The organism is Pseudomonas weihenstephanensis, from assembly GCF_016812185.1.
Classification (GTDB): Bacteria; Pseudomonadota; Gammaproteobacteria; order Pseudomonadales; family Pseudomonadaceae; genus Aquipseudomonas; species Aquipseudomonas weihenstephanensis.
Map to the genome: position 1 here is coordinate 40,343 of NZ_JAAEBV010000007.1, position 23,925 is coordinate 64,267.

Genomic DNA, 23,925 nt, shown 5'->3' on the forward strand with positions numbered 1-23,925 from the left:
CTTGAGGCTGGAAGCCTGCCGCAAGCCTGTAGGAACCCCACAGACACACAACAGACAACCAGCCTCTAGCAACATCGCTATTAGCGACGCAGACCCAGGCGAGCGATCAGCGTTTTGTAACGCTCAACGTTCTTGCCTTTGAGGTAGTCCAGCAGCTTACGACGCTGGTTTACCATACGGATCAGACCACGACGGGAGTGGTGGTCCTTTTTGTTTTCTTTGAAGTGACCCTGCAAGGTGTTGATGTTGAAGGTCAGCAGTGCAACTTGCACTTCTGGAGAACCTGTATCACCTGGCGCTTGCTGGTAGTCTTTTACGATTTCTGCTTTGTGTTCGATTGTCAGTGCCATGAGGCATTTCCTTTCATAAAGGGGCTCTGCTTGCGAACAAGACAGATCCAATAGGCCGAGGACAAATCCTCGTATTTAAAAATGAGATGTGACCGTGCCTAATAACAGCCACCCTCGTTTCAGTACGGCCCGGAACAATGAAATCCCGGTCCGTCCTGCTCCGGTCATTCTGACCGAATCAGTCGACGCGGCGCTATGCGCCCGTCTTCGCTCACTTCACCGATACCGATAAAGCGACCGTTGTGATCTTGTACTCGCACCATGCCGAACTTGGGTGCATCGGGAGCACGTACCGGTTGGCCGTTGAGCCAGTAGAACGCGCTGGCTTCCGAAAAGTGCAGCAATGGCCAATCCAGCAAGCCGCTGTCGGAGGGCATAAGGAAGCGGTCAACAGCTTCATTTCCGCCTTCTGCATGCACAGCTTCCAACTCTTCAAGCGTCACCGTCTGGGCCAGACTGAACGGTCCAGCATGCGTGCGGCGCAACTCTGCAACATAAGCCCCACATCCCAATTGCTCACCGATATCTTCCACGAGGGTACGGATATAGGTGCCTTTGGTGCAGTCGACAGCTAGACGCGCGGTGTCGCCTTCGCTGGCCAGTAATTCGAGGCGGGTAATAGTAACAGAACGCGGTTCACGCTCCACCACTTCGCCTGCACGGGCCAGCTTGTAAAGCGGCTGACCATCGCGCTTGAGCGCAGAGTACATCGGCGGTATCTGACTGATTTGCCCACGAAACTTGGGTAAAACAGCTTCGATATCGGAGCGACCAACGGTCACGGGGCGGGTCAGCAAAACATCGCCTTCCGCATCCGCAGTGGTGGTGGTCTTACCCAATTGCATCAAGGTTTCATAACCCTTGTCGGAATCGAGCAGGTATTGCGAAAACTTGGTGGCTTCGCCAAAGCACAACGGCAATACGCCGCTGGCCAAAGGATCGAGGCTACCTGTGTGCCCGGCCTTTTCGGCATTGAGCAGCCAGCGGACTTTCTGCAAGGCCGCGTTGGAGGTGAACCCAAGCGGTTTGTCGAGCAGGATGATACCGCTGACGTTACGACGGATACGCTTGACCTGAGCCACCGGTTACTCCTTGGTGTCTTCAGGAGCCGTCGCATCAGGGTGCTGATTGTCTTCAGCCACCGCACGCTCGATCAAAGCAGACAGGTGCGCGCCACGTACAACGCTTTCGTCGTAGTGGAAGTGCAGCTGCGGAACGCTACGCAGCTTCATTTCGCGTGCAAGTTGCATGCGCAAGAAACCGGCGGCCGAGTTCAGAACCTTGATGGTTTGAGCGATATCTTCAGCGTTGTCCTGGCCCATCACAGTGATGAAAATTTTGGCGTGACCAACGTCACGGCTGACTTCAACCGCAGTAATAGTGACCAGGCCTACGCGCGGGTCTTTGACTTCACGACGGATCAGTTGTGCCAGCTCACGCTGCATCTGATCGCCGATACGTTGGGTACGGCTGTATTCTTTTGCCATGTCTTGTTACCTGTTACTCACCCATGGGAAACCCATGTGTTCTGAAAGCGGCAAACGCCCGGCCAGACAGGAGCCGGACCGGGCGTTGCGTTTAGAGTCCGGGACGAGTCGCTGGCATTGGCATGCCGCTTTTCGTCCTGGCTCTTGAAGCTCGCGATTTAGAGGCTGCGAGCAACCTGGACCTTCTCGAACACTTCGATCTTGTCACCGACTTTAACGTCGTTGTAGCTCTTGACGCCGATACCGCATTCCATGCCGGCACGTACTTCGGCAGCGTCATCTTTGAAGCGGCGCAAGGATTCCAGCTCGCCTTCGAAGATAACGATGTCTTCACGCAGTACGCGGATTGGACGGTTACGGTGAACAACACCTTCGAGCACCATGCAACCTGCGATCGCACCAAACTTCGGCGAACGGAATACGTCGCGAACTTCGGCGATACCCAGGATATTTTCCCGGACGTCGCTGCCAAGCATGCCGGTGAGGGCCTTCTTGACGTCTTCGATGATGTCGTAGATGACGTTGTAATAACGCATGTCCAGACCTTCTTGCTCGACAATTTTGCGAGCACCAGCATCAGCACGCACGTTAAAGCCGAACAATACAGCGTTGGAGGCCAGTGCCAGGTTAGCGTCGCTTTCGGTGATACCACCGACGCCGCCGCCTACTACGCGCACTTGCACTTCATCGTTACCCAGGCCGCTCAGAGCGCCCTGCAAAGCTTCCAACGAACCACGAACGTCAGACTTGAGGACGATATTAAGCGTCTTCTTCTCTTCCTGGCCCATGTTCTCGAAGATGTTTTCCAGCTTGCCTGCGTGAGCACGCGCCAGTTTCACTTCGCGGAACTTGCCTTGACGGAACAGGGCAACTTCACGCGCCTTCTTCTCGTCAGTCATCACGCTCATCTCGTCGCCAGCGTCTGGCGTACCGTCCAGGCCGAGAATCTCGACAGGGATGGATGGACCGGCTTCCTTGATAGGCTTGCCGTTCTCATCAAGCATGGCGCGGATACGGCCGTAGTTGGAACCGACCAGAACCATGTCGCCCTGGCGCAGAGTACCGTCCTGAACCAGAACAGTTGCAACCGGACCACGGCCTTTGTCCAGACGGGACTCAACCACTACACCACGGCCAGGAGCCGATGGAGTTGCCTTGAGTTCCAGAACTTCAGCTTGTAGCAATACGGCTTCGAGCAAATCGTCAACGCCGGTACCCATTTTCGCCGAGACCGAAACAAACGGAGTGTCACCACCCCACTCTTCCGAGGTCACGCCGTGAACGGACAGTTCACTACGGATGCGATCGAGATCAGCACCTGGCTTGTCGATTTTGTTCACTGCAACAACCAGCGGCACGCCAGCTGCTTTCGCATGCTGAACAGCTTCGATGGTTTGCGGCATTACGCCGTCGTCTGCAGCCACAACCAGAATCACGATGTCAGTTGCCTTGGCACCACGTGCACGCATTGCGGTAAACGCAGCGTGGCCCGGGGTATCGAGGAAAGTGACCATACCGCGCTCGGTTTCGACGTGGTACGCACCGATGTGCTGAGTAATACCACCCGCTTCACCCGCCGCTACCTTGGCACGACGAATGTAGTCGAGCAGGGACGTTTTACCGTGGTCAACGTGGCCCATTACGGTCACAACCGGTGCACGGGAGAACGACTCGCCTTCAAACTTCAGGGACTCGGCCAGGGAATCTTCCAGAGCGTTGTCGCTGACCAGAGTTACTTTGTGGCCCAGTTCTTCAGCAACCAGTTGAGCAGTTTCCTGATCAAGTACCTGATTGATAGTCGCTGGAGTACCCAGCTTGAACATGAACTTGATAACTTCGGCAGCCTTGACGGACATCTGTGCAGCCAAATCGCCAACAGTGATGGTCTCGCCAATCTGTACATCACGAACTACAGGGCCGGTTGGGCTCTGGAAACCGTGAGCGTTGCGCTTCTTCAGCTTGCCCTTGCCGCGACCACCGCGACGGAAGCTATCGCTTTCTTCGTCGGAAGTACGCGGAGCAACACGTGGAGTCGGTGCTTTTTCTTTAACCGAGGCACGATGCGGAGCGTTTTTGCGATCGCCGTCACCACTGCCGCGACGATTGTTATCGTCAGCGCGTGGCTTGTCTGGACGTCGCTGTTCGTCACGCTTGCGTGCATCAGCTGCAGGTGCCGCGGCTGGCGCAGCAGCCGGTGCAGTTTGCACAGGCGCAGGCGCAGCTACAGCAGGCGTAGACGCTGGAGTCGTTGAAGGCTGACGGCGCGCTTCTTCTTCGGCGCGACGCTTGGATTCTTCTTCAGTCTTTTGACGCGCAGCATTTTCTACTGCACGGCGTTCATCCATCTCACGCTTGCGCTCGGCTTCGATTTCTTCCGGGCTGCGCTGTACGAAGACTTTCTTCTTGCGTACTTCAACGCTAATGCTTTTGCTGCCAGCAACACGCAGGGTGCTGGTGGTTTTACGCTGCAAAGTGATCTTGCGCGGTTCTTCCACTTTAGCCTTGTGGCTGCTTTTCAAGTGAGTCAGCAGAGCTTGCTTCTCACTGTCGGTTACATTCTGCTCGGCGGCGGTGTGCGGCAGACCTGCCTCACGCATCTGCTGCAACAGGCGCTCAACCGGTGTTTTGACCTCATCGGCCAGTTGTTTCACCGTGACTTGCGTCATGCATTTCTCTCCTCAGGCCGCGCCTAATTACTCGAACCAATGGGCTCGGGCGGCCATGATCAACTTGCCGGCACGATCAGAGTCAATGCCGTCGATGTCGAGCAGGTCGTCAATAGACTGCTCGGCCAGGTCTTCGCGGGTAATTACGCCGCGCACCGCCAGTTCCATCGCCAAATCCTTGTCCATACCCTCAAGCGAGAGCAGGTCTTCGGCCGGATGGGCGTCTGCCAGCTTTTCCTCAGTAGCGATGGCTTTGGTCAACAAACGATCCTTGGCCCGAGCGCGAAGCTCGTTGACGATATCCTCGTCAAAGCCGTCGATGTTGAGCATCTCCTCCACCGGTACGTAGGCAATCTCTTCCAGGCTGGTGAAGCCTTCATCAACCAGTACCTGCGCCAACTCTTCATCAACTTCGAGTTCTTCGATGAAGTTGCGCAGGATGTCACCGGTTTCTGCTTGCTGTTTAGCCTGGATGTCCGATTCGGTCATCACGTTCAGGGTCCAGCCAGTCAACTGGCTAGCCAAACGTACGTTCTGACCGCCGCGACCAATCGCCTGGGCCAGATTGTCTGCGCCAACGGCGATGTCCATTGCATGGGCATCTTCGTCGACGATAATTGCCGCCACTTCTGCAGGCGACATTGCGTTGATCACGAACTGCGCCGGGTTGTCATCCCAAAGGACGATATCCACTCGCTCTCCGCCCAACTCGCCCGATACTGCCTGGACGCGCGAACCGCGCATACCAATGCAAGCACCTTGCGGATCGATGCGTTTGTCTTTAGAGCGAACGGCTATTTTAGCGCGTGATCCTGGATCGCGGGAGGCCGCCATCACTTCGATCAGGCCCTCAGAAATTTCAGGCACTTCAATACGGAACAATTCGATCAGCATCTCAGGCGCAGTACGCGACAGAATCAGCTGTGGACCGCGGTTCTCAGTGCGAATTTCTTTCAGCAGTGCACGAAGACGTACACCCACGCGGAAAGTCTCACGCGCAATGATGTCTTCACGAGCCAACAACGCTTCTGCGTTATTACCCAGATCAACAATCACGTTGTCACGTGTAACTTTCTTGACGGTACCTGAAATAATCTCGCCCAGACGCTCGCGATAGGCATCAACGACTTGAGCACGCTCAGCTTCGCGGACCTTCTGCACAATGACCTGCTTGGCAGTTTGTGCAGCGATCCGACCGAATTCGATAGAATCGATTTTTTCCTCGATAATATCGCCAGCTACAGCGCCTGGCTGTTTCGCTTGGGCCTGGTCTACCGCCAACTCGATTGCTGGATCATCCAGATCTTCGTCTTCGACCACGGTCCAGCGACGGAACGTCTCATAGTTACCGGTGTGACGATTGATCTCCACACGCAGTTCGACTTCGTCTTCAAAACGCTTTTTGGTAGCAGTGGCCAGTGCCAGCTCCAGCGCTTCAAAAATAACGTTTGCCGGTACGCCCTTTTCATTGGACACCGACTCAACAACCAGCAGTACTTCTTTGCTCATCGTACGCCTCGCCTTTCGCAAGCCATTGGATCCGCGGGATCCGCGTCTCAGTCAAAACTGGGAATAATGTTGGCCTTGTCGATCATATCGATCGGCAACAAGAACTCATGGTCGTCCACTTGCACCACGATGTCCTGCTCCTCTACGCCGCGCAGAAGGCCCTGAAAGTTGCGTCGCCCTTCAAATGGGGAGCGCAGCTTGATCTTCACTTGCTCACCGACATACTGGGCAAACTGTTCAAGAGTGAACAGCGGGCGCTCCATGCCAGGAGAGGAAACCTCAAGGGTATATTCAGCAGCGATAGGATCTTCAACATCCAGCACGCCACTTACCTGGCGACTCACGATGGCACAATCGTCCACCAATACGCCGCCTTCCTTGTCGATATACACACGCAACATTGAATGGCGGCCTTGAGCCGAAAATTCAATACCCCAGCATTCATAGCCAAGGGCCACGACCACCGGGGCCAACAAGTCCTGCAACTGTTCTAGCTTGCTCGACACCTGAACCCCCTAGTGCATGTTTGTGCATGCTGTGCAAAATGAAAAAATGGGCGAAGCGCCCATCTCTGAAACGTCGTTGAATACCGACGCTATAAAGTGTCCAGTTAACAAAAAGCCCCTGAATTAGGGGCTCCGCTAAAACTGGTTGCGGGAGCCGGATTTGAACCGACGACCTTCGGGTTATGAGCCCGACGAGCTACCAGACTGCTCCATCCCGCGACAAAGCTGGAGCGGAAGTATACGGTCGATCCTTTTCAGGGTCAATCCAACCTTCCACATACAAGAAAGCCCGCTATTGCGGGCATTCCTGATAATTGGTACCGAGAAGGGGACTCGAACCCCTACACCCTATGGGCACAACCACCTCAAGGTTGCGTGTCTACCAATTCCACCACCTCGGCAATACTACGTTACATCATGAAACCCGTTTTACTTTTGCTCTTGAGCTGGAGGTACGTCAGTCGCTGGAATAGCCGACTTTTGCTCTTGAAGCACCGGCACATCATCTGAAGCCGGTTTTTGCACTGGAACTTCCAATACTGCTGGATCTGGCAAACCTACTTGAGTCAGCTCTTGAGCTTTCTCTTTAGCAAAGTAACCTAACCCCAAGCTGGTTATGAAAAAACCTGCGGCAAGTATAGCAGTAAACTTACTAAGAAAGGTAGAGGAACCTTGGCTTCCGAACACAGTATTTGAAGCACCTGCTCCGAAAGATGCTCCAGCATCCGCACCTTTACCCTGTTGCAGCAATACCAGAGCAATTACGCCCAATGCACCCAACAGATGAAAAACGACTACGACTGTTTCCAGCATTTTCTCAGTTTCCCGCGGCGCGACAGATCGCACCGAACTCATCTGCATTCAGGGAAGCCCCACCAATGAGCCCCCCATCGATATCCGGCATGCTGAACAGTTCGACCGCATTGGCCGCCTTCACGCTGCCGCCGTATAGAAGCCGCACACCTTGTGCCACTTCAGAATTCTTCTGCGCCAGCTGTGCGCGAATGGCCGCATGCACATCTTGCGCTTGCTGCGGAGAAGCTGTAAGCCCAGTTCCGATTGCCCAGACTGGCTCATATGCAATCACCGCCTTTGCAAAAGCATCAATACCAAATGCATTAATGACCGCATCCAGCTGAGCCTTTACAACTTCTAGCGTTTGCCCCGCCTCGCGCTGCTCCAGGGTCTCCCCTATACACAACACTGGCATCAGGCCCGCAGCCTGAGCCGCCGCAAACTTGCGATTAAGCGTTTCGTCCTGCTCCCCCAAAATCAGGCGACGCTCGGAATGCCCAACCAACACCAACTTGCAGCCTGCATCTACCAACTGATAAGGCGAAACCTCACCTGTCAGAGCACCCTGCACCGACTCCACCGCAGCATCCTGAGCACCGACCGAAATCGCCACACCTTCAAGACCATTGATCACGCGATCAATGAACAAATCCGGCGGAAATACTGCAACATCAACATCGTTTGGCAAGGCCAGACCACGCAGACCGTCGATCAGCTTAGCGACGCTGGCGCGGGTACCGTGCATCTTCCAGTTACCAGCTACCATCATGCGACGCATGCTTTACCTCGTCGGTCAAAGTGGGCGCAGATGTTACCCAACCACATCCGCGCTGGCAAGCCGAATTCAGGCACAAACTTCACTTACCAGTTTTGCCAGTTCTTGTGCATAGCCACGAACCATGACTTCGTCATCACCTTCGACCATGACACGCACGAGCGGCTCAGTCCCTGACTTGCGCAAAAGCACCCGACCACGGCCCTGCATAGCTTCGGTCACACGCGCGCAAGCCTCTTTAATGGCCGGATGTTCAACAGGGTTAACCCCCCCTGAAAAACGCACATTGAGCAGGACTTGAGGACACTTGCGCAGCGCCTGACGCGACTGAGCCAGGCTCTCTTCACGTCGACGCAACGAAAGCAGCACTTGAAGTGCCGCAATGATGGCATCGCCTGTGGTGGTGTGCTGGAAACACACAATATGACCGGAGTTTTCGCCGCCAACTTGCCAGTCACGCTCTTGCAAGGCTGCGATGACGTAACGGTCGCCTACATTGGCGCGCACGAACGCAATACCCAAGTCGGCCAACGCCAACTCAAGCCCGAGATTGCTCATTAGTGTACCGACCACACCGCCTTGCAATTTGCCGCGCTCGTGCAGGTCGCGCGCGATGATGAACAGCAACTCATCACCATCAACAATCGCGCCAGTGTGATCGACCATCAGCACCCGATCACCATCGCCATCAAAGGCAATACCCAGGTCCGCATGCTCCGCCAATACCGCAGCCTGCAACTGCCCCATATGGGTCGAGCCGCAGTTCTCGTTGATGTTCAACCCATTAGGCTGAGCTGAAAGCACTGTAACTTCGGCGCCCAGCTCCTTGAACACACTCGGCGCAACTTTGTAAGTGGCGCCGTGTGCGCAGTCGATCACGATCTTGAGACCATTGAAGTTGGTGCTCGTAGGAACGCTGCTTTTGCAAAATTCGATATAGCGGCCGGAAGCATCGTTGATGCGCGACACCTTACCCAACTTGCCGGAGTCGACCACCGTCATCGGCGCCTCCAGCAACTCCTCAATCATCAGTTCAACTTCATCAGGGAGTTTGGTGCCTTCACCCGAAAAAAACTTGATCCCATTATCGTCATGAGGATTGTGCGAAGCACTGATCACAATGCCAGCCTCGGCGTGGAACGTACGCGTGAGATACGCAATCGCAGGCGTCGGCATAGGCCCCAGCAACATCACATCTGCGCCCGCCGCAGATAACCCGGCCTCCAGCGCAGACTCAAACATGTAGCCAGAGATGCGCGTGTCCTTACCCACCAATATCCGGCAAGCACCCATGCTGCGAAACGCCATTCCCGCAGCCCAGCCCAACTTGAGCATAAAGTCAGGGGTGATTGGGTAAACGCCGACCCGACCGCGAATACCGTCGGTGCCAAAATACTTCTTCGTCATAAGTGCTCCATCATGCTTAGTCGGCGGACTCTACCGCGGCAATCATCCGTACTACATCAACTGTCTCGGCAACATCGTGAACACGCAAGATATGCGCACCCTTGGTCACAGCCAGTGCCGCCAGAGCCAGACTGCCAGGCAATCGCTCAGTCACAGGCCGGTTCAAAGCCTGCCCGATCATGCTTTTTCGCGAAACACCCACGAGCAATGGCCGCCCTAACAGATGCAAGGCGTCCATATGCTTAAACAAACTCAAATTATGCTGCAAGGTTTTAGCAAAGCCAAAACCGGGGTCGAGAATCATGCGCTCAGGCGGTATGCCTTGCGCTGCACACATCCGCATTCGATCCACGAGAAACGTACGTACCTCAGCCAACACATCCTGATACTGCGGGTCATCCTGCATATCGCCAGGCTCGCCCGACATATGCATCAGACAAACGGGCAAACCCGTCGCAGCAGCAGCCTGCAAGGCACCCTCACGCCGAAGTGAACGCACATCGTTGATCAGGCCAGCGCCTAAACGGGCCGACTCCGTCATAACAATGGGGGTTGAGGTATCGACCGAAATGATGACATCAAGCTCACGATTGATACGCTCGACTATCGGCGCAACCCGCTCCAACTCTTCTTGCGCACTCACGTGGCGCGCGCCGGGCCGGGTTGACTCACCACCGACATCAATCAACGTAGCTCCCGCCTCGACCATCGCCTGCGCATGGCGCAACGCTTCATCGAGGCGCGCAAAGCGACCGCCATCAGAGAACGAGTCAGGGGTTACATTGAGAATACCCATCACATGCGTGCGGGAAAAATCAAGAACCCGGTTGCCGCAAGGCAACCGGGTTGAGGACTGAACAGAAGTCATTTCAAGCCTTAGTGATCAGCTGCCGGGCCGCCGATAGGTGTTTCCGGGCGATCGGTCTTATCCAGACTCGGCGCTGTCGGCGTTCCCGAACCATCACCCCAATCACGCGGTTCGCGCGGAGGGCGACCCGCCATGATGTCGTCGATCTGATCAGCATCGATCGTTTCATACTTCATCAGGGCATCCGCCATAGCTTCAAGCTTGTCACGGTTGTCGGTCAGTATCTGCTTAGCCGTGCCATAGCACTGGTCAATGATGCTGCGCACCTCAGAGTCGATCAGTTTGGCCGTCTCACCTGAAACATTTGCCCCCTGACCACCACCGCCACGCCCAAGATAAGACTCTTCATCTTCGGCATACATCAGCGGGCCGAGCTTCTCGGACAAGCCCCACTTGGTCACCATGTTGCGTGCAATCTGGCTCGCTCGCATGATGTCGTTGGACGCACCCGTGGTAACACCGTCAAAGCCCAAGGTCATTTCTTCAGCAATACGACCGCCATACAGCGAGCAGATCTGACTGATCAACGCACGCTTGGACAGGCTGTAACGATCCTCTTCAGGCAAGAACATAGTCACGCCCAAGGCTCGACCGCGAGGAATGATCGACACCTTGTAGACCGGATCGTGCTCAGGCACTACACGACCAACAATTGCGTGACCCGCTTCGTGATAAGCCGTGTTGCGTTTTTCTTTATCCGACATAACCATGGATTTGCGCTCGGCGCCCATCATGATCTTGTCCTTGGCCAGCTCGAACTCTTTCATTTCAACAACACGCTTACCGGTACGCGCTGCGAACAGGGAGGCTTCATTCACCAGGTTAGCCAGGTCGGCACCGGAGAAGCCCGGAGTACCGCGTGCAATAACGCCCGGCTGGACGTCATCACCCATTGGCACTTTACGCATGTGTACCTTGAGGATTTGCTCGCGACCACGAATGTCCGGCAAGCCAACCACGACCTGACGGTCAAAACGACCCGGACGCAGCAGCGCAGGGTCAAGCACGTCAGGACGGTTAGTGGCGGCAATCACAATGATGCCGTCGTTCATCTCAAAACCATCCATCTCAACCAACAACTGGTTAAGCGTCTGCTCGCGCTCATCATGACCACCGCCCATACCGTTACCACGGTGACGGCCGACAGCATCGATTTCATCGATAAAGATGATGCAAGGGGCGTGCTTCTTGGCTTGTTCAAACATGTCACGAACACGGCTTGCACCGACGCCCACGAACATTTCCACAAAGTCGGAACCGGAAATCGTGAAGAACGGCACCTTGGCTTCACCCGCAATCGCCTTGGCGATCAGGGTTTTACCGGTACCTGGCGGGCCAACCATCAGCACGCCGCGTGGAATGCGACCACCCAGGCGCTGGAACTTGCCCGGATCACGCAAGAACTCAACCAGCTCGCCCACTTCTTCCTTGGCTTCGTCACAGCCCGCTACGTCAGCCAGGGTCGTCTTGACCTGATCTTCTGACAGCAGACGCGCCTTGCTCTTGCCAAAGCTCATCGGGCCGCCTTTACCACCGGCACCGCCCTGCATTTGGCGCATGAAGAACATGAAGACAGCAATAATCACCAGAATCGGGAAGCTTGCAACTAGCAACTGGGTCCAGATGCTTTGTTGCTCAGGCAGCTTGCCTTCAACGGTGACGTGGTTATCCACCAGATCGCCGATCAAACCGTTGTCCTGAATCGCCGGACGAATGGTTTTGAACGTATCGCCATCACTGCGCTTGCCGGTGATCACGTAGCCATCAACCGCTACGCGCTCGACTTTGCCATCCTTAACTTGCTGGATGAAGTCGGAATAGTTGAGGGTTTGCGGCTCGTTGGGACTCGAGAAGTTGTTCATCACGGTCACAAGGACCGCCGCGATGATCAACCACAGGATCAGATTCTTTGCCATATCGTTCAATTAGCTACCCTCTGAAGCAAGCTCCGCTACTGAAAGCGTGCTTCGCATGATATTCACCGGCATAACTTACTACATTGCCTACAACCCTTGCAGGCTCCGTCTGTAACCCTTTGTGAAACTTTGACTACACAATATTCGTTATGCCAGATCTGTAAAGCGATACAAAAAAAACTATCGCCCTGGTCAGAGACGCTCATCACTGGCAGAACCATCAATACCGCGGAAGCCCCGGCCCAGCAAATACTGTTCACGGGACCTGTCGCGAGACGAAGAAGGCTTGCGCATCTGCACCTTGTCAAACAGCTTACGAATGTCTTTGTGGTACTGATCGAAGCCTTCGCCCTGGAAAACCTTGATCAGGAAATCACCACCCGGACGCAGGACGCGACCGGCAAGATCCAGCGCTAATTCGCACAAGAACATTGCACGCGGCATATCGACAGCTGCTAACCCACTCATATTGGGGGCCATATCGGAAATCACAAGGTCTACCTGAGTATTTCCGACCGCCTCAAGGATCTGAGCCAAAACGTCATCCTGAGTAAAATCCCCCTGAATAAAGGTCACATCAGGAATGCTGTCCATTTCCAGGATGTCAGATGCGATCAAACGACCCTGTCCACCAATCAGACGGCTGGTCACCTGCGACCAACCACCGGGAGCAGCGCCCAAGTCAATTACAGTCATGCCCGGGCGGATCAGACGATCACGCTCCTGAATCTCCAGCAACTTGTAACTGGCACGCGAGCGATACCCATCTTTCTGCGCCATCTTGACGTATGGATCGTTGAAATGTTCTTTCAGCCAATTCAGGCTAGTTTTGGAACGGGCCACGGGCCACCTCAAAAAATTTAAACGGGTCGTGATTAACTGGGCGGTCTGGGACTCGCTCGGGTAAACTGGCCGCCGCTTTTTACAAGATCAGACACAGGGGTCAGATTATGCCGCTCACTCAAGAGCAGAAGAAACAGTACAAATCCATTGGCCACCATCTGAAACCAGTATTGACTGTGGCTGACAATGGTTTGACTGAAGGTGTTTTAGCCGAACTCGAACGCGCATTGGGCGATCACGAGCTGATTAAAATCAAAGTCAACATCCTGGATCGCGAATCTCGCCTGGCAGCCGTTGCAGAACTATGCAAAAGCGGCAAAGCGGAATTGGTACAGGTTATCGGCAAAATGGCGCTTCTGTACCGCAGAAACGTCAATGTAAACAAGCAACTGTCGAACATCCACCGTTTCAAGTGATGCCGACAAGGGTCAAGGGTGCGCCTGGCGCGCCCTGATACTCTTGCTGATCAATAGCTAACAGTGCCTGCAAACGTACCAGACAACCAGAGACACCCAGCGCAACCTACCCGCAAGCCGCTCAGGCTACCCGCCGCGTACAAATCCGTACCGCGCACTTCATCGATCAAAAACAGCGCCAACCCTTTTGCCGCCAGCGCCGGTAAAAAATCTGTATATAGCACGTGCAAGCTGCCAACCCGATCTAGCCGGGTCAGCGGCAAAAAGCAGTGCGCCCGCACGAAGCGGGCGCGTTCACTCAGATGTGACTGACTTTAACAATTTCGTACTCAATGACGCCGCCCGGTGTTTTCACCGCCACGACATCACCCTCTTCCTTGGCAATCAAGGCACGAGCCAGGGGCGAACCCACTGAGATTTTTCCGAGTTTGAAGTCCGCTTCATCTTCGCCAACGATCTGATAGGTAACGCTTTCGTCAGTTTCAACGTTGGCGATCTCGACCGTCGTACCGAAAATAACTTTCCCGGTATGAGGAATCGTTGTTACATCGATGATCACGGCATTCTGCATGCGACCTTCGATGTCACGGATACGCGCTTCAACCATACCTTGCTGCTCACGGGCTGCATGGTATTCAGCGTTTTCCTTAAGGTCGCCCAGCTCACGCGCTGTGCCGATATCCTGGCTCAACTTTGGTCGGACAACCTTGGTCAGGTGTGCGTGCTCTTCTTCCAGGGCTTTTGCACCCTGGACTGTCATTGGGTACTTGGTCATGCCTTCAATCCTGCGTGTAGATCCTGCAAACGACGTACGGTTTTTTCAGGACCGAATTTAAGCGCTTCGCAGATTGCTTCGCCAGCAGCAATGGTCGTGGTGCAGTAAATCTTATGCTGCAAAGCGTTACGACGAATGGAGTAAGAGTCAGCAATCGACTGGCGACCTTCAGTCGTGTTGATGATCAGAGTGACCTCGTCATTCTTGATCATATCGACAACGTGAGGACGACCTTCGGTCACTTTGTTCACGCGGCGCACTTTCAAACCCGCTGCCTCGATGAACTTGGCAGTGCCAACCGTGGAAACGATCTCAAAGCCCAGGTCAATCAGATCGCGCGCAACGCCAGCCACGAGAGGCTTGTCATCGTCACGCACGCTGATGAATGCAGTACCGCCCGTTGGCAATACTTCGCTTGCACCCATCTGGGCCTTGGCAAACGCTTCGCCAAAGGTATCGCCCACACCCATCACTTCACCGGTGGACTTCATCTCAGGGCCAAGGATCGGATCGACACCCGGGAATTTGGCGAACGGGAACACCGCCTCTTTCACGCTGTAGAAGTTAGGAATGATCTCTTTAGTGAAACCAATTTCCTTCAGGGTTTTACCGGCCATGACGCGTGCAGCGATCATTGCCAGGGAAACGCCGATGCATTTGGATACGAAAGGAACAGTACGCGAAGCACGAGGGTTCACCTCGATGACGTAGATGTCTTCGCCCTGCAAGGCCAACTGCACGTTCATGAGGCCAACAACACCCAATTCCAGCGCCATCTTCTTGACCTGCTCGCGCATCTCGTCCTGGATGTGCAGCGGCAGCGAGTACGGCGGCAGCGAGCACGCGGAGTCACCCGAGTGAACACCTGCCTGCTCAATGTGCTGCATGATCGCGCCGATCACCACATCAGTGCCGTCGCAGACAGCATCCACGTCCATTTCGATGGCGCAGTTAAGGAAGTGATCGAGCAACACAGGGCTATCGTTGGACACTTTCACCGCGTCACGCAGATAGCGCTTGAGCTCTTCTTCTTCGTAGACGATTTCCATCGCACGACCGCCCAACACGTAGGAAGGACGAACAACCAGCGGGTAACCGATCTTGCCAGCAGCACGAATAGCTTCATCTTCGCTGCGCACCGTGGCGTTAGGCGGCTGACGCAGGTTCAGGCGCTCAACCATCTGCTGGAAGCGCTCACGGTCTTCTGCACGGTCAATAGCGTCAGGGCTGGTACCGATAATCGGCACACCCGCTTCTTCCAGAGCGCGCGCCAGTTTCAGCGGGGTCTGGCCGCCGTACTGAACGATGACGCCTTTTGGCTTCTCGACACGCACGATTTCCAACACGTCTTCCAGGGTCACGGATTCGAAGTACAAGCGATCCGAAGTGTCGTAGTCGGTGGAAACGGTTTCCGGGTTGCAGTTGACCATGATGGTCTCGTAACCGTCGGCACGCAGCGCCAGAGCCGCGTGAACGCAGCAATAGTCGAACTCGATACCCTGGCCGATACGGTTCGGGCCACCACCCAGAATCATGATCTTGTCACGATCCGAAGGGTTGGCTTCGCACTCTTCCTCGTAGGTGGAGTACATGTAGGCCGTGTCTGTCGCGAACTCGGCCGCGCAGGTGTCAACGCGCTTGTAGACCGGGAACACTTCGAGCTTGTGACGGTGGCGGCGCAGGTTCTTCTCGGTCACGCCCAGCAATACGGCCAGACGTGCATCGGAGAAGCCTTTGCGCTTAAAGCGGTACATGGCGTCGCGATTGATCGAGGACAGGGCCATGGTTTTGATTTTTTCTTCGTCCTTGATCAGATCTTCGATCTGTACCAGGAACCAAGGGTCAATCATGTTCATGCCGAAGATATCTTCAACGGTCATGCCGGCGCGGAACGCGTCAGCTACGTACCAGATACGCTCTGCGCCCGGCACTGTCAGCTCGCGCTTGAGCACGGCCATGCTTTCCGGGTTGCTCAGGTCCAGCTTGGGGTCAAGACCGCTGACACCCACTTCCAGACCACGAAGGGCTTTTTGCAGGGATTCCTGGAAAGTCCGGCCAATAGCCATGACTTCACCCACAGATTTCATCTGCGTGGTCAAACGCGCGTCAGCCTTGGCGAATTTTTCAAACGCAAAGCGCGGCAACTTGGTTACAACATAATCGATGGACGGCTCGAAGGACGCAGGCGTTGCGCCGCCCGTGATTTCGTTTTGCAGTTCATCCAGGGTGTAGCCGATGGCCAATTTGGCAGCGATGCGGGCAATCGGGAAGCCGGTCGCTTTCGATGCCAGCGCCGAAGAGCGAGATACACGCGGGTTCATTTCGATTACGACCATACGGCCGGTGTCCGGGCAGATGCCGAACTGAACGTTGGAGCCGCCGGTTTCAACGCCAATCTCACGCAGTACCGCCAAGGAGGCGTTACGCATGATCTGGTATTCCTTGTCCGTCAGGGTTTGTGCCGGAGCAACGGTGATCGAGTCACCGGTGTGCACACCCATCGGGTCGAAGTTTTCGATTGAGCACACGATGATGCAGTTGTCCTTCTTATCGCGGACCACCTCCATCTCGTACTCTTTCCAGCCGATCAGGGACTCGTCGATCAGCAGCTCTTTGGTAGGCGACAGATCCAGACCGCGCGTACAGATTTCTTCGAACTCTTCACGGTTGTAAGCGATACCACCACCCGTACCGCCCATCGTGAAGGACGGACGGATGATGCACGGGAAACCCAGACGCTCGAGGACCGCATTGGCCTCTTCCATTGTGTGGGCAATACCGGAACGCGGGCAGTCCAGGCCGATGGACTTCATGGCCTTGTCGAAGCGCGAACGGTCTTCGGCTTTGTCGATGGTGTCGGCATTGGCGCCGATCATCTCTACGCCGAACTTCTCCAGAACGCCTTCGCGCTCAAGGTCCAGCGCACAGTTCAGTGCAGTCTGGCCACCCATGGTTGGCAACAGGGCGTCCGGGCGCTCTTTTTCGATGATCTTGGCAACAGTCTGCCACTTGATCGGCTCGATATACGTCGCGTCGGCCATGTCCGGGTCGGTCATGATGGTGGCCGGGTTGGAGTTCACCAGAATGACGCGGTAACCCTCTTCACGCAGGGCTTTACAGGCCTGGGCGCCGGAGTAGTCGAATTCGCACGCCTGGCCGATCACAATCGGGCCAGCGCCGAGAATCAGGATGCTTTTTATGTCTGTACGTTTTGGCATGGGTTTGTCACTCAAATCCGCAGGTCAGTCGGCAAGCTGTCAATCAGGTTCCTGAAGCGCCCGGGGGTCACCGGAATCGGGACCGCCACAAGGCGTTACGGCAGGAAACCGATCAGCGGCGCTTGGCCATCTCATTGATGAAGCGATCGAACAGCGGCGCTACGTCGTTCGGGCCAGGGCTTGCTTCAGGGTGACCCTGGAAGCTAAAAGCGCTCTTGTCGGTCAGTTCGATGCCTTGCAACGTACCGTCAAACAGCGACTTGTGAATGGCGCGCACGTTGGCCGGCAAGCTCGCTTCGTCTACCGCAAAACCGTGGTTCTGGCTGGTAATCATTACCACGCCAGTGTCCAGGTCCTGAACCGGGTGATTGGCACCGTGGTGACCATGACCCATTTTCACCGTCTTGGCACCAGAGGCCAGAGCCAGCAACTGGTGACCCAAGCAGATACCGAACACAGGGATCTCGGTGTTGAGCACTTCCTTGATGGCAGTGATTGCGTAGTCGCAAGGCTCAGGATCACCTGGGCCATTGGACAGGAACACGCCATCCGGATTGAGTGCCAGCACATCGCTGGCTGGGGTCTGTGCTGGCACTACGGTCACGCGGCAACCGCGCTCAACCAGCATGCGCAGAATGTTCCACTTTACGCCGTAGTCGTAGGCAACAACGTGGTAAGGGAGTTCGCTGGCCTCGATAGTCGGGTGACTGTCAGTAGCGAGGTTCCAGACACTGGAGCGCCACTCGTAGGCTTTTTCAGTGCTGACGACTTTCGCCAGATCCATGCCTTTCAGGCCAGGGAAGCCGCGTGCGGCGGCAATTGCAGCTTCGTCAGAGATGTTATCGCCGGCCATGATGCAACCGTTCTGCGCGCCTTTTTCACGCAGGATGCGCGTCAGGCGGCGCGTGTCGATACCGGCGATCGCCACTACATTGTTGGCTTTCAGATAGTCGGCCAGCGACATCGTGTTGCGCCAGTTACTGGCAACCAGCGGCAGATCACGAATTACCAGACCTGCGGACCAAACACGATCAGACTCGGCGTCTTCCGGCGTAGTACCGGTATTGCCAACATGCGGGTAAGTCAGGGTCACGATTTGCTGAGCATAGGAAGGATCCGTCAGGATCTCCTGGTAGCCAGTCATTGCGGTGTTAAACACCACCTCACCAACGGTTTGACCGTCGGCTCCAATGGCTTCGCCGCGAAAAATGCTGCCATCAGCGAGGGCGAGTATGGCTTGCTTAGTCAAGAAGACCTCCCGTAAATAAAGCCTGAAAGGGCGATCGCAGGTTGTAAAAAAGCGGAGTGACGTATGGACACGTCACCCCGCTTCTTCATCGAATTATCTGCGCGCTTTTAGTGGACACACTAAAGCTGTAGCTTACAGAAAAAGGCTTTTTTGGTCTACCGCTAAAAGAGCCTAAAAGGCAGAGGAATGCGACAGAACATCGCGTAGCGGTTAAAAATCCGGCTCGTGGCGTACCAACAGCCGGATTTTACAGAGTCAACTCAACGCAGGTCGAGCACATCCTGCATGTCGTAGAGGCCAGGCTCACGCCCCTCCAACCACAACGCTGCGCGAACAGCGCCTTTGGCGAAGGTCATTCGACTGGAAGCCTTGTGGGTAATTTCCAACCGCTCCCCCTCAGTAGCGAACAGCACGGTGTGATCTCCGACCACATCACCGCCGCGAACAGTGGCGAAGCCAATGGTTTCACGCTCACGAGCGCCCGTGTGACCTTCACGACCATAGACTGCGACCTTATCCAGGTCGCGCCCCAACGCATCGGCGATGACCTCTCCCATGCGCAGCGCAGTGCCCGAGGGCGCGTCGATTTTATGGCGGTGATGCGCCTCGATGATTTCAATGTCCGCATCATCTCCCATCACACGAGCTGCCATATCCAGCAGCTTGAGCGATAGATTGACGCCAACACTGAAATTGGCGGCAAACACAATCGGGATCTCATTGCCCGCCTCAAACAACAGATGCTTTTGAGGCTGAGACAATCCGGTAGTACCAATAACCATGGCCTTACCCGACTTGCGGCAGATCTCCAGATTTTTCAACATCACTTCTGGAAGCGTGAAATCGATCAACACATCGAACTCATCAATCACTGCCTCCAGATTAGAGGACAACGGCACACCGATGCGCCCCAGAGACGCCAACTCACCAGCATCAGCCCCCACCAACGTGCTACCTGGACGGACAATCGCCGCCGTGAGACCTCCCAGCGGCGAGCGCTGCTGCACCGCATCGACCAGCGTCTTGCCCATGCGCCCGGCAGCGCCCATCACAGCTATACGTCGCATGCCCTGCTCCTTACAAATCGCCGAAGAAGCGCTTCACGCCTTCAAACCAGCCCGTGGCATTCGGCGAATGACTGCTATCGCCTTCCAGTGTCGAACGAAACTCCTCCATCAGCTCACGCTGACGACGGCTCAGCTTGACCGGCGTTTCAATGACGACACGGCACATCAAGTCGCCCGCACCGCCACCCCGCACTGGAGCCACACCCTTGCCTCGCAGGCGGAACTGCTTGCCGGTTTGCGTGCCTTCCGGGATTTTCAACTTCACGCGACCATCAAGCGTCGGCACTTCAAGCTCAGCACCCAAGGCTGCCTCTGCAAAATTGATAGGCACTTCGCAGAACAGGTGCTTACCGTCGCGCTGGAAAATCGCGTGCTCACGAACATCAATCACGACATACAGGTCGCCAGTCGGCCCACCCTGAATGCCTGCCTCACCTTCTCCGGAAAGACGAATACGATCGCCCGTATCCACACCAGCGGGCACTTTCACGGACAGGGTTTTGTATTCTTCGACCCGACCTGCGCCCTGACAGCTGTCACACGGGTCGGAAATTATTTTGCCCTGACCATGACAGCGCGGGCAGGTCTGCTGCACAGCAAAGAAACCTTGCTGCATGCGTACCTGGCCGATACCGCCGCACGTAGGACAGGTCACAGGCGAAGAGCCTTTTTTCGCGCCCGAGCCATCGCAGGGCTTGCAATTGACCTGTGTCGGAACGCGGATATTGACCGTGGTACCGCGCACAGCTTCTTCCAGGTCAAGCTCCAGCGTATAGCGCAAATCGCTACCACGCTGCGCACCGCCCCGGGAGCCGCCACGACCACCGCCAAAGAAATCACTGAACACATCACCGAAAATATCGGAGAAGTTCTGACCGCCAAAACCAGCACCGCCGCCGCCCATTTGTGGATCAACACCGGCATGACCGTATTGATCGTAGGCCGCACGCTTACTGGAGTCCGACAGGACTTCATACGCTTCATTGGCTTCTTTGAAGAGTTCCTCAGATGCTTTGTCATCCGGATTGCGATCCGGGTGATGCTTCATCGCCAGGCGGCGATACGCTTTCTTGAGTTCAACTTCAGTTGTGGTGCGTTCAACACCCAAAATTTCGTAATAGTCGCGCTTTGCCATAATTCTTTGCACTCTCAAGGACGTTCGGCAAAACCCTCCCGAGCCTCACCAAACCCGCCAAGCCCGATGGAGATCAGTCTCGACTCACGTCTTTTCAACGATTTTGGTTTCTGTTTAACAGCCAATGCTTTGGCCGACAGGAGCGGTAACTCAAAGCCAAAAAGTTAGAAATTTTCGACCCGGACCGCCAGCACCCGACCTTGTCGCATGCTGTAAAAATTCCTCTACTCCAGACACGCCAACGCGGGAGCTAGCTCCCGCGCGGCGACATCCTACCAGTCACCGCTTAAACACGGTCAACCGGGCGACAAACAAGCTGATTACTTGTTGTCTTTTACTTCTTCGAACTCAGCATCGACAACGTCGTCTGCTTTTTCAGCCGAATCAGCTGACTGAGCTTGCGCATCTGCCGGGTTCGCTTGCTCGGCGTACATCTTCTGAGCAACCGGAGCAGACACTTTGGACAGCTCTTCAACCTTGGCTTCGATAGCCGCTTTATCGTCGCCTTTAACAGCAGCTTCAAGAGCAACTACTGCAGCTTCGATTGCGACCTTCTCTTCCTCGGTTACTTTGTCGCCTGCATCAGCAACCATTTTGCGGGTCGAGTGAACCAGTGCGTCGCCCTGGTTACGTGCAGCCGCCAGCTCTTCGAACTTACGGTCTTCCTCGGCGTTGACTTCAGCGTCACGTACCATCTGAGCAATTTCTTCCTCGGACAGACCCGAGTTAGCCTTGATCACGATGGACTGGGACTTGCCAGTCGCCTTGTCTTTTGCACTTACATTCAAGATGCCGTTGGCATCAATATCGAAGGTCACTTCGATCTGTGGCACACCACGTGGAGCAGGTGGAATGTCAGCCAGGTCGAACTTGCCCAACGATTTGTTCTGAGCAGCTTGCTTACGCTCACCTTGCAGAACGTGAATAGTCACAGCGCCCTGGTTGTCGTCAGCAGTCGAGAACACTTGCGATTTCTTGGTAGGAATCGTGGTGTTTTTCTCGATCAGAGCAGTCATTACACCGCCCATGGTTTCAATACCCAAAGTCAGCGGGCTAACGTCCAACAACAGAACGTCTTTAACATCACCCGCCAATACTGCGCCCTGGATAGCAGCACCCATGGCAACTGCTTCGTCCGGGTTCACGTCTTTACGTGCTTCTTTACCGAAGAACTCAGTTACCAGCTTCTGAACCAGCGGCATACGTGTCTGACCACCGACCAAAATCACGTCGTTGATTTTCGACACATCGATACCCGCATCTTTCAACGCGATACGGCAAGGTTCGATAGTGCGCTGAACCAGGTCTTCAACCAGCGATTCCAACTTGGCGCGAGAAATCTTCACGTTCAAGTGTTTAGGACCAGTAGCATCCGCAGTGATGTACGGCAGATTCACATCAGTCGACTGGCTGGAAGACAGTTCGATCTTGGCTTTTTCAGCCGCTTCTTTCAGACGCTGCATCGCCAGCGGGTCACCCTTAAGGTTCATGCCGCTTTCTTTCTTGAACTCGTCAACCAGGTAGTCAATCAGACGGATGTCAAAGTCTTCACCACCCAGGAACGTGTCACCGTTGGTCGCCAGCACTTCAAACTGGTGCTCGCCATCCACTTCGGCAATTTCAATGACCGACACGTCGAACGTACCGCCACCCAAGTCATAAACGATGACAGTGTGGTCGCCGCGCGCTTTGTCCATACCGTAGGCCAGAGCTGCTGCGGTTGGTTCGTTGATGATGCGCTTAACGTCCAGACCTGCAATACGGCCGGCATCTTTGGTTGCCTGACGCTGGCTGTCGTTGAAGTAGGCCGGAACGGTGATAACCGCTTCAGTCACTGGCTCGCCGAGGTAGTCTTCGGCGGTCTTCTTCATTTTCTTCAGAATTTCAGCCGAGATTTGTGGCGGCGCCATTTTCTGGCCGTTCACTTCAACCCAAGCATCGCCGTTGTCTGCCTTGACGATCTTGTAAGGCACCATCTGAATATCTTTTTGTACTACTTCTTCTTCAAAACGACGACCGATCAGACGCTTCACCGCGTACAGGGTGTTATGCGGATTGGTCACTGCCTGACGCTTGGCCGACTGGCCAACCAGAATTTCGCCATCGTTGGCGTACGCAATGATCGACGGCGTAGTACGCGCGCCTTCAGCGTTTTCAATGACTTTAGCCTTGCCGTTTTCCAGAACCGAAACACACGAGTTAGTGGTCCCGAGGTCAATACCGATAATTCTGCCCATGTTAACTCTCCCTAAATTTGAATTTTTTTGCCGCAGCAGTAATGACCAACTGCGGCATTACTTAATCGCTTGACTTCTAAATGGGGGCCTTACGACCGATTTCAAGCCTGCTCGTCAATCGAAGGCGAAACCGGCGCAGGAGCCTTGCTGACTACGACCATAGCCGGGCGCAGCAAGCGACCATTGAGCTGATAGCCCTTTTGAAACACCTTGATCACGCTGTTAGGCTCAAGGTCAGCACTTTCTTGCATGGCCATTGCCTGATGATGCTCAGCATTAAAGGGCTCGCCGTGCGGATCGATCGCTTCCAGCTGATAACGCTTCAGGGTGTCCTGAAACATTTTCAGGGTCAGCTCAATCCCTTCACGCATCGGACGAATGCTCTCGTCGTCCGGGCTGGACAGCTCAAGACCACGCTCCAGGCTATCAATAACCGGTAACAGGTCGCCCGCAAATTTTTCCAAAGCAAACTTGTGTGCTTTCTCAACGTCCTGCTCGGCACGGCGGCGGACATTTTGCAGATCGGCAGCTACGCGCAGAGCCTGATCATTGGCGGCTGCCAGCTGCTCTTCAAGTGACTGCACACGGGCCACCAGATCTTCGCCTGCTGCATCGGCGGCCTGATTAGCATCTTGGTTCTGCGTATCCATAGTCTGTTCGTCTGCCATAGATTTCTCCTTTCAAACTTTGTCCGCGAGCTCGACTC

General features: G+C 55.1%; 20 protein-coding genes and 2 tRNA genes. 1 reads left to right on the plus strand and 21 read right to left on the minus strand.

Going from position 1 to position 23,925, the window contains the following annotated elements:
* Positions 1-80 precede the first annotated feature (80 nt).
* The 14 genes from rpsO to rlmE all read right to left on the minus strand — a co-directional run bounded on the left by rpsO (position 81) and on the right by rlmE (position 13,122).
* Entirely contained in the window at positions 81-350 is a 270-nt protein-coding gene (gene rpsO / locus GYN01_RS19750) for a 30S ribosomal protein S15 (protein ID WP_203307646.1), read from the minus strand.
* Between the two features lie 164 nt (positions 351-514).
* Positions 515-1,432, minus strand: coding sequence for a tRNA pseudouridine(55) synthase TruB (gene truB, locus GYN01_RS19755; RefSeq protein WP_048366009.1), 918 nt, complete (start codon positions 1,430-1,432; stop codon positions 515-517).
* Between the two features lie 3 nt (positions 1,433-1,435).
* A complete protein-coding gene (rbfA, locus tag GYN01_RS19760; protein WP_047277524.1) occupies positions 1,436-1,837 on the minus strand; it encodes a 30S ribosome-binding factor RbfA in 402 nt (133 codons plus the stop codon).
* A gap of 158 nt (positions 1,838-1,995) precedes the next feature.
* Positions 1,996-4,503 carry a translation initiation factor IF-2 gene (infB, locus tag GYN01_RS19765; RefSeq protein WP_048366008.1) on the minus strand — a complete coding sequence of 836 codons (2,508 nt, stop codon included), beginning with the start codon at positions 4,501-4,503 and terminating at the stop codon, positions 1,996-1,998.
* A 27-nt stretch (positions 4,504-4,530) separates the two neighbouring features.
* Positions 4,531-6,012 carry a transcription termination factor NusA gene (nusA, locus tag GYN01_RS19770; protein ID WP_048366007.1) on the minus strand — a complete coding sequence of 494 codons (1,482 nt, stop codon included), beginning with the start codon at positions 6,010-6,012 and terminating at the stop codon, positions 4,531-4,533.
* A 47-nt stretch (positions 6,013-6,059) separates the two neighbouring features.
* A complete protein-coding gene (gene rimP / locus GYN01_RS19775) occupies positions 6,060-6,518 on the minus strand; it encodes a ribosome maturation factor RimP (protein ID WP_048366006.1) in 459 nt (152 codons plus the stop codon).
* 142 nt (positions 6,519-6,660) lie between these two features.
* Positions 6,661-6,737: transfer RNA gene (locus GYN01_RS19780), tRNA-Met, on the minus strand.
* A 96-nt stretch (positions 6,738-6,833) separates the two neighbouring features.
* A tRNA-Leu gene (locus GYN01_RS19785) sits at positions 6,834-6,919 on the minus strand.
* Between the two features lie 28 nt (positions 6,920-6,947).
* Positions 6,948-7,331, minus strand: a complete 384-nt coding sequence (gene secG, locus GYN01_RS19790) for a preprotein translocase subunit SecG (RefSeq protein WP_048366005.1) — start codon at positions 7,329-7,331, stop codon at positions 6,948-6,950.
* Between the two features lie 4 nt (positions 7,332-7,335).
* A complete protein-coding gene (gene tpiA, locus GYN01_RS19795; RefSeq protein ID WP_048366004.1) occupies positions 7,336-8,091 on the minus strand; it encodes a triose-phosphate isomerase in 756 nt (251 codons plus the stop codon).
* Positions 8,092-8,157: 66 nt separating this feature from the next.
* Positions 8,158-9,495, minus strand: a complete 1,338-nt coding sequence (gene glmM, locus GYN01_RS19800; protein WP_048366003.1) for a phosphoglucosamine mutase — start codon at positions 9,493-9,495, stop codon at positions 8,158-8,160.
* A 16-nt stretch (positions 9,496-9,511) separates the two neighbouring features.
* Entirely contained in the window at positions 9,512-10,363 is an 852-nt protein-coding gene (gene folP / locus GYN01_RS19805) for a dihydropteroate synthase (protein WP_048366002.1), read from the minus strand.
* Positions 10,364-10,371: 8 nt separating this feature from the next.
* A complete protein-coding gene (gene ftsH / locus GYN01_RS19810; protein WP_048366001.1) occupies positions 10,372-12,279 on the minus strand; it encodes an ATP-dependent zinc metalloprotease FtsH in 1,908 nt (635 codons plus the stop codon).
* A 192-nt stretch (positions 12,280-12,471) separates the two neighbouring features.
* The gene (gene rlmE, locus GYN01_RS19815; RefSeq protein WP_048366000.1) at positions 12,472-13,122 is read right to left on the minus strand and encodes a 23S rRNA (uridine(2552)-2'-O)-methyltransferase RlmE; all 651 of its coding nucleotides are present in this window, start codon (positions 13,120-13,122) and stop codon (positions 12,472-12,474) included.
* A 107-nt stretch (positions 13,123-13,229) separates the two neighbouring features.
* Between rlmE and yhbY the strand changes: the two genes are divergently transcribed.
* Positions 13,230-13,538 carry a ribosome assembly RNA-binding protein YhbY gene (gene yhbY, locus GYN01_RS19820; RefSeq protein WP_048402595.1) on the plus strand — a complete coding sequence of 103 codons (309 nt, stop codon included), beginning with the start codon at positions 13,230-13,232 and terminating at the stop codon, positions 13,536-13,538.
* A gap of 298 nt (positions 13,539-13,836) precedes the next feature.
* Here the strand turns inward: yhbY and greA are convergent, their stop codons facing one another.
* The 7 genes from greA to grpE form a co-directional block, all read right to left on the minus strand.
* The gene (gene greA, locus GYN01_RS19825; protein WP_048365997.1) at positions 13,837-14,313 is read right to left on the minus strand and encodes a transcription elongation factor GreA; all 477 of its coding nucleotides are present in this window, start codon (positions 14,311-14,313) and stop codon (positions 13,837-13,839) included.
* Positions 14,310-17,531 (minus strand): carbamoyl-phosphate synthase large subunit, encoded by a 3,222-nt coding sequence (gene carB / locus GYN01_RS19830; protein ID WP_048366043.1) that lies wholly within the window; start codon positions 17,529-17,531, stop codon positions 14,310-14,312. The genes greA and carB overlap by 4 nt, the downstream gene beginning before the upstream one ends.
* A gap of 112 nt (positions 17,532-17,643) precedes the next feature.
* Entirely contained in the window at positions 17,644-18,780 is a 1,137-nt protein-coding gene (carA, locus tag GYN01_RS19835; RefSeq protein ID WP_048365996.1) for a glutamine-hydrolyzing carbamoyl-phosphate synthase small subunit, read from the minus strand.
* A gap of 260 nt (positions 18,781-19,040) precedes the next feature.
* Complete coding sequence (gene dapB, locus GYN01_RS19840; protein ID WP_048365995.1) at positions 19,041-19,847, minus strand: 4-hydroxy-tetrahydrodipicolinate reductase; 807 nt, start codon at positions 19,845-19,847, stop codon at positions 19,041-19,043.
* A gap of 10 nt (positions 19,848-19,857) precedes the next feature.
* Positions 19,858-20,982 carry a molecular chaperone DnaJ gene (dnaJ, locus tag GYN01_RS19845; RefSeq protein ID WP_048365994.1) on the minus strand — a complete coding sequence of 375 codons (1,125 nt, stop codon included), beginning with the start codon at positions 20,980-20,982 and terminating at the stop codon, positions 19,858-19,860.
* 320 nt (positions 20,983-21,302) lie between these two features.
* A complete protein-coding gene (dnaK, locus tag GYN01_RS19850; protein ID WP_048365993.1) occupies positions 21,303-23,219 on the minus strand; it encodes a molecular chaperone DnaK in 1,917 nt (638 codons plus the stop codon).
* A 101-nt stretch (positions 23,220-23,320) separates the two neighbouring features.
* A complete protein-coding gene (gene grpE, locus GYN01_RS19855) occupies positions 23,321-23,887 on the minus strand; it encodes a nucleotide exchange factor GrpE (RefSeq protein ID WP_048365992.1) in 567 nt (188 codons plus the stop codon).
* Positions 23,888-23,925: the final 38 nt, after the last annotated feature.

Bases quoted from the DNA above. Each gene is read 5' to 3' on its own strand.
- rpsO (WP_203307646.1), bottom strand. From the start codon at position 350: ATGGCACTGACAATCGAACACAAAGCAGAAATCGTAAAAGACTACCAG.
- rbfA (WP_047277524.1), bottom strand. From the start codon at position 1,837: ATGGCAAAAGAATACAGCCGTACCCAACGTATCGGCGATCAGATGCAG.
- infB (WP_048366008.1), bottom strand. From the start codon at position 4,503: ATGACGCAAGTCACGGTGAAACAACTGGCCGATGAGGTCAAAACACCG.
- nusA (WP_048366007.1), bottom strand. From the start codon at position 6,012: ATGAGCAAAGAAGTACTGCTGGTTGTTGAGTCGGTGTCCAATGAAAAG.
- secG (WP_048366005.1), bottom strand. From the start codon at position 7,331: ATGCTGGAAACAGTCGTAGTCGTTTTTCATCTGTTGGGTGCATTGGGC.
- tpiA (WP_048366004.1), bottom strand. From the start codon at position 8,091: ATGCGTCGCATGATGGTAGCTGGTAACTGGAAGATGCACGGTACCCGC.
- glmM (WP_048366003.1), bottom strand. From the start codon at position 9,495: ATGACGAAGAAGTATTTTGGCACCGACGGTATTCGCGGTCGGGTCGGC.
- folP (WP_048366002.1), bottom strand. From the start codon at position 10,363: ATGACTTCTGTTCAGTCCTCAACCCGGTTGCCTTGCGGCAACCGGGTT.
- ftsH (WP_048366001.1), bottom strand. From the start codon at position 12,279: ATGGCAAAGAATCTGATCCTGTGGTTGATCATCGCGGCGGTCCTTGTG.
- yhbY (WP_048402595.1), top strand. From the start codon at position 13,230: ATGCCGCTCACTCAAGAGCAGAAGAAACAGTACAAATCCATTGGCCAC.
- greA (WP_048365997.1), bottom strand. From the start codon at position 14,313: ATGACCAAGTACCCAATGACAGTCCAGGGTGCAAAAGCCCTGGAAGAA.
- carB (WP_048366043.1), bottom strand. From the start codon at position 17,531: ATGCCAAAACGTACAGACATAAAAAGCATCCTGATTCTCGGCGCTGGC.
- dapB (WP_048365995.1), bottom strand. From the start codon at position 19,847: ATGCGACGTATAGCTGTGATGGGCGCTGCCGGGCGCATGGGCAAGACG.
- dnaJ (WP_048365994.1), bottom strand. From the start codon at position 20,982: ATGGCAAAGCGCGACTATTACGAAATTTTGGGTGTTGAACGCACCACA.
- dnaK (WP_048365993.1), bottom strand. From the start codon at position 23,219: ATGGGCAGAATTATCGGTATTGACCTCGGGACCACTAACTCGTGTGTT.
- grpE (WP_048365992.1), bottom strand. From the start codon at position 23,887: ATGGCAGACGAACAGACTATGGATACGCAGAACCAAGATGCTAATCAG.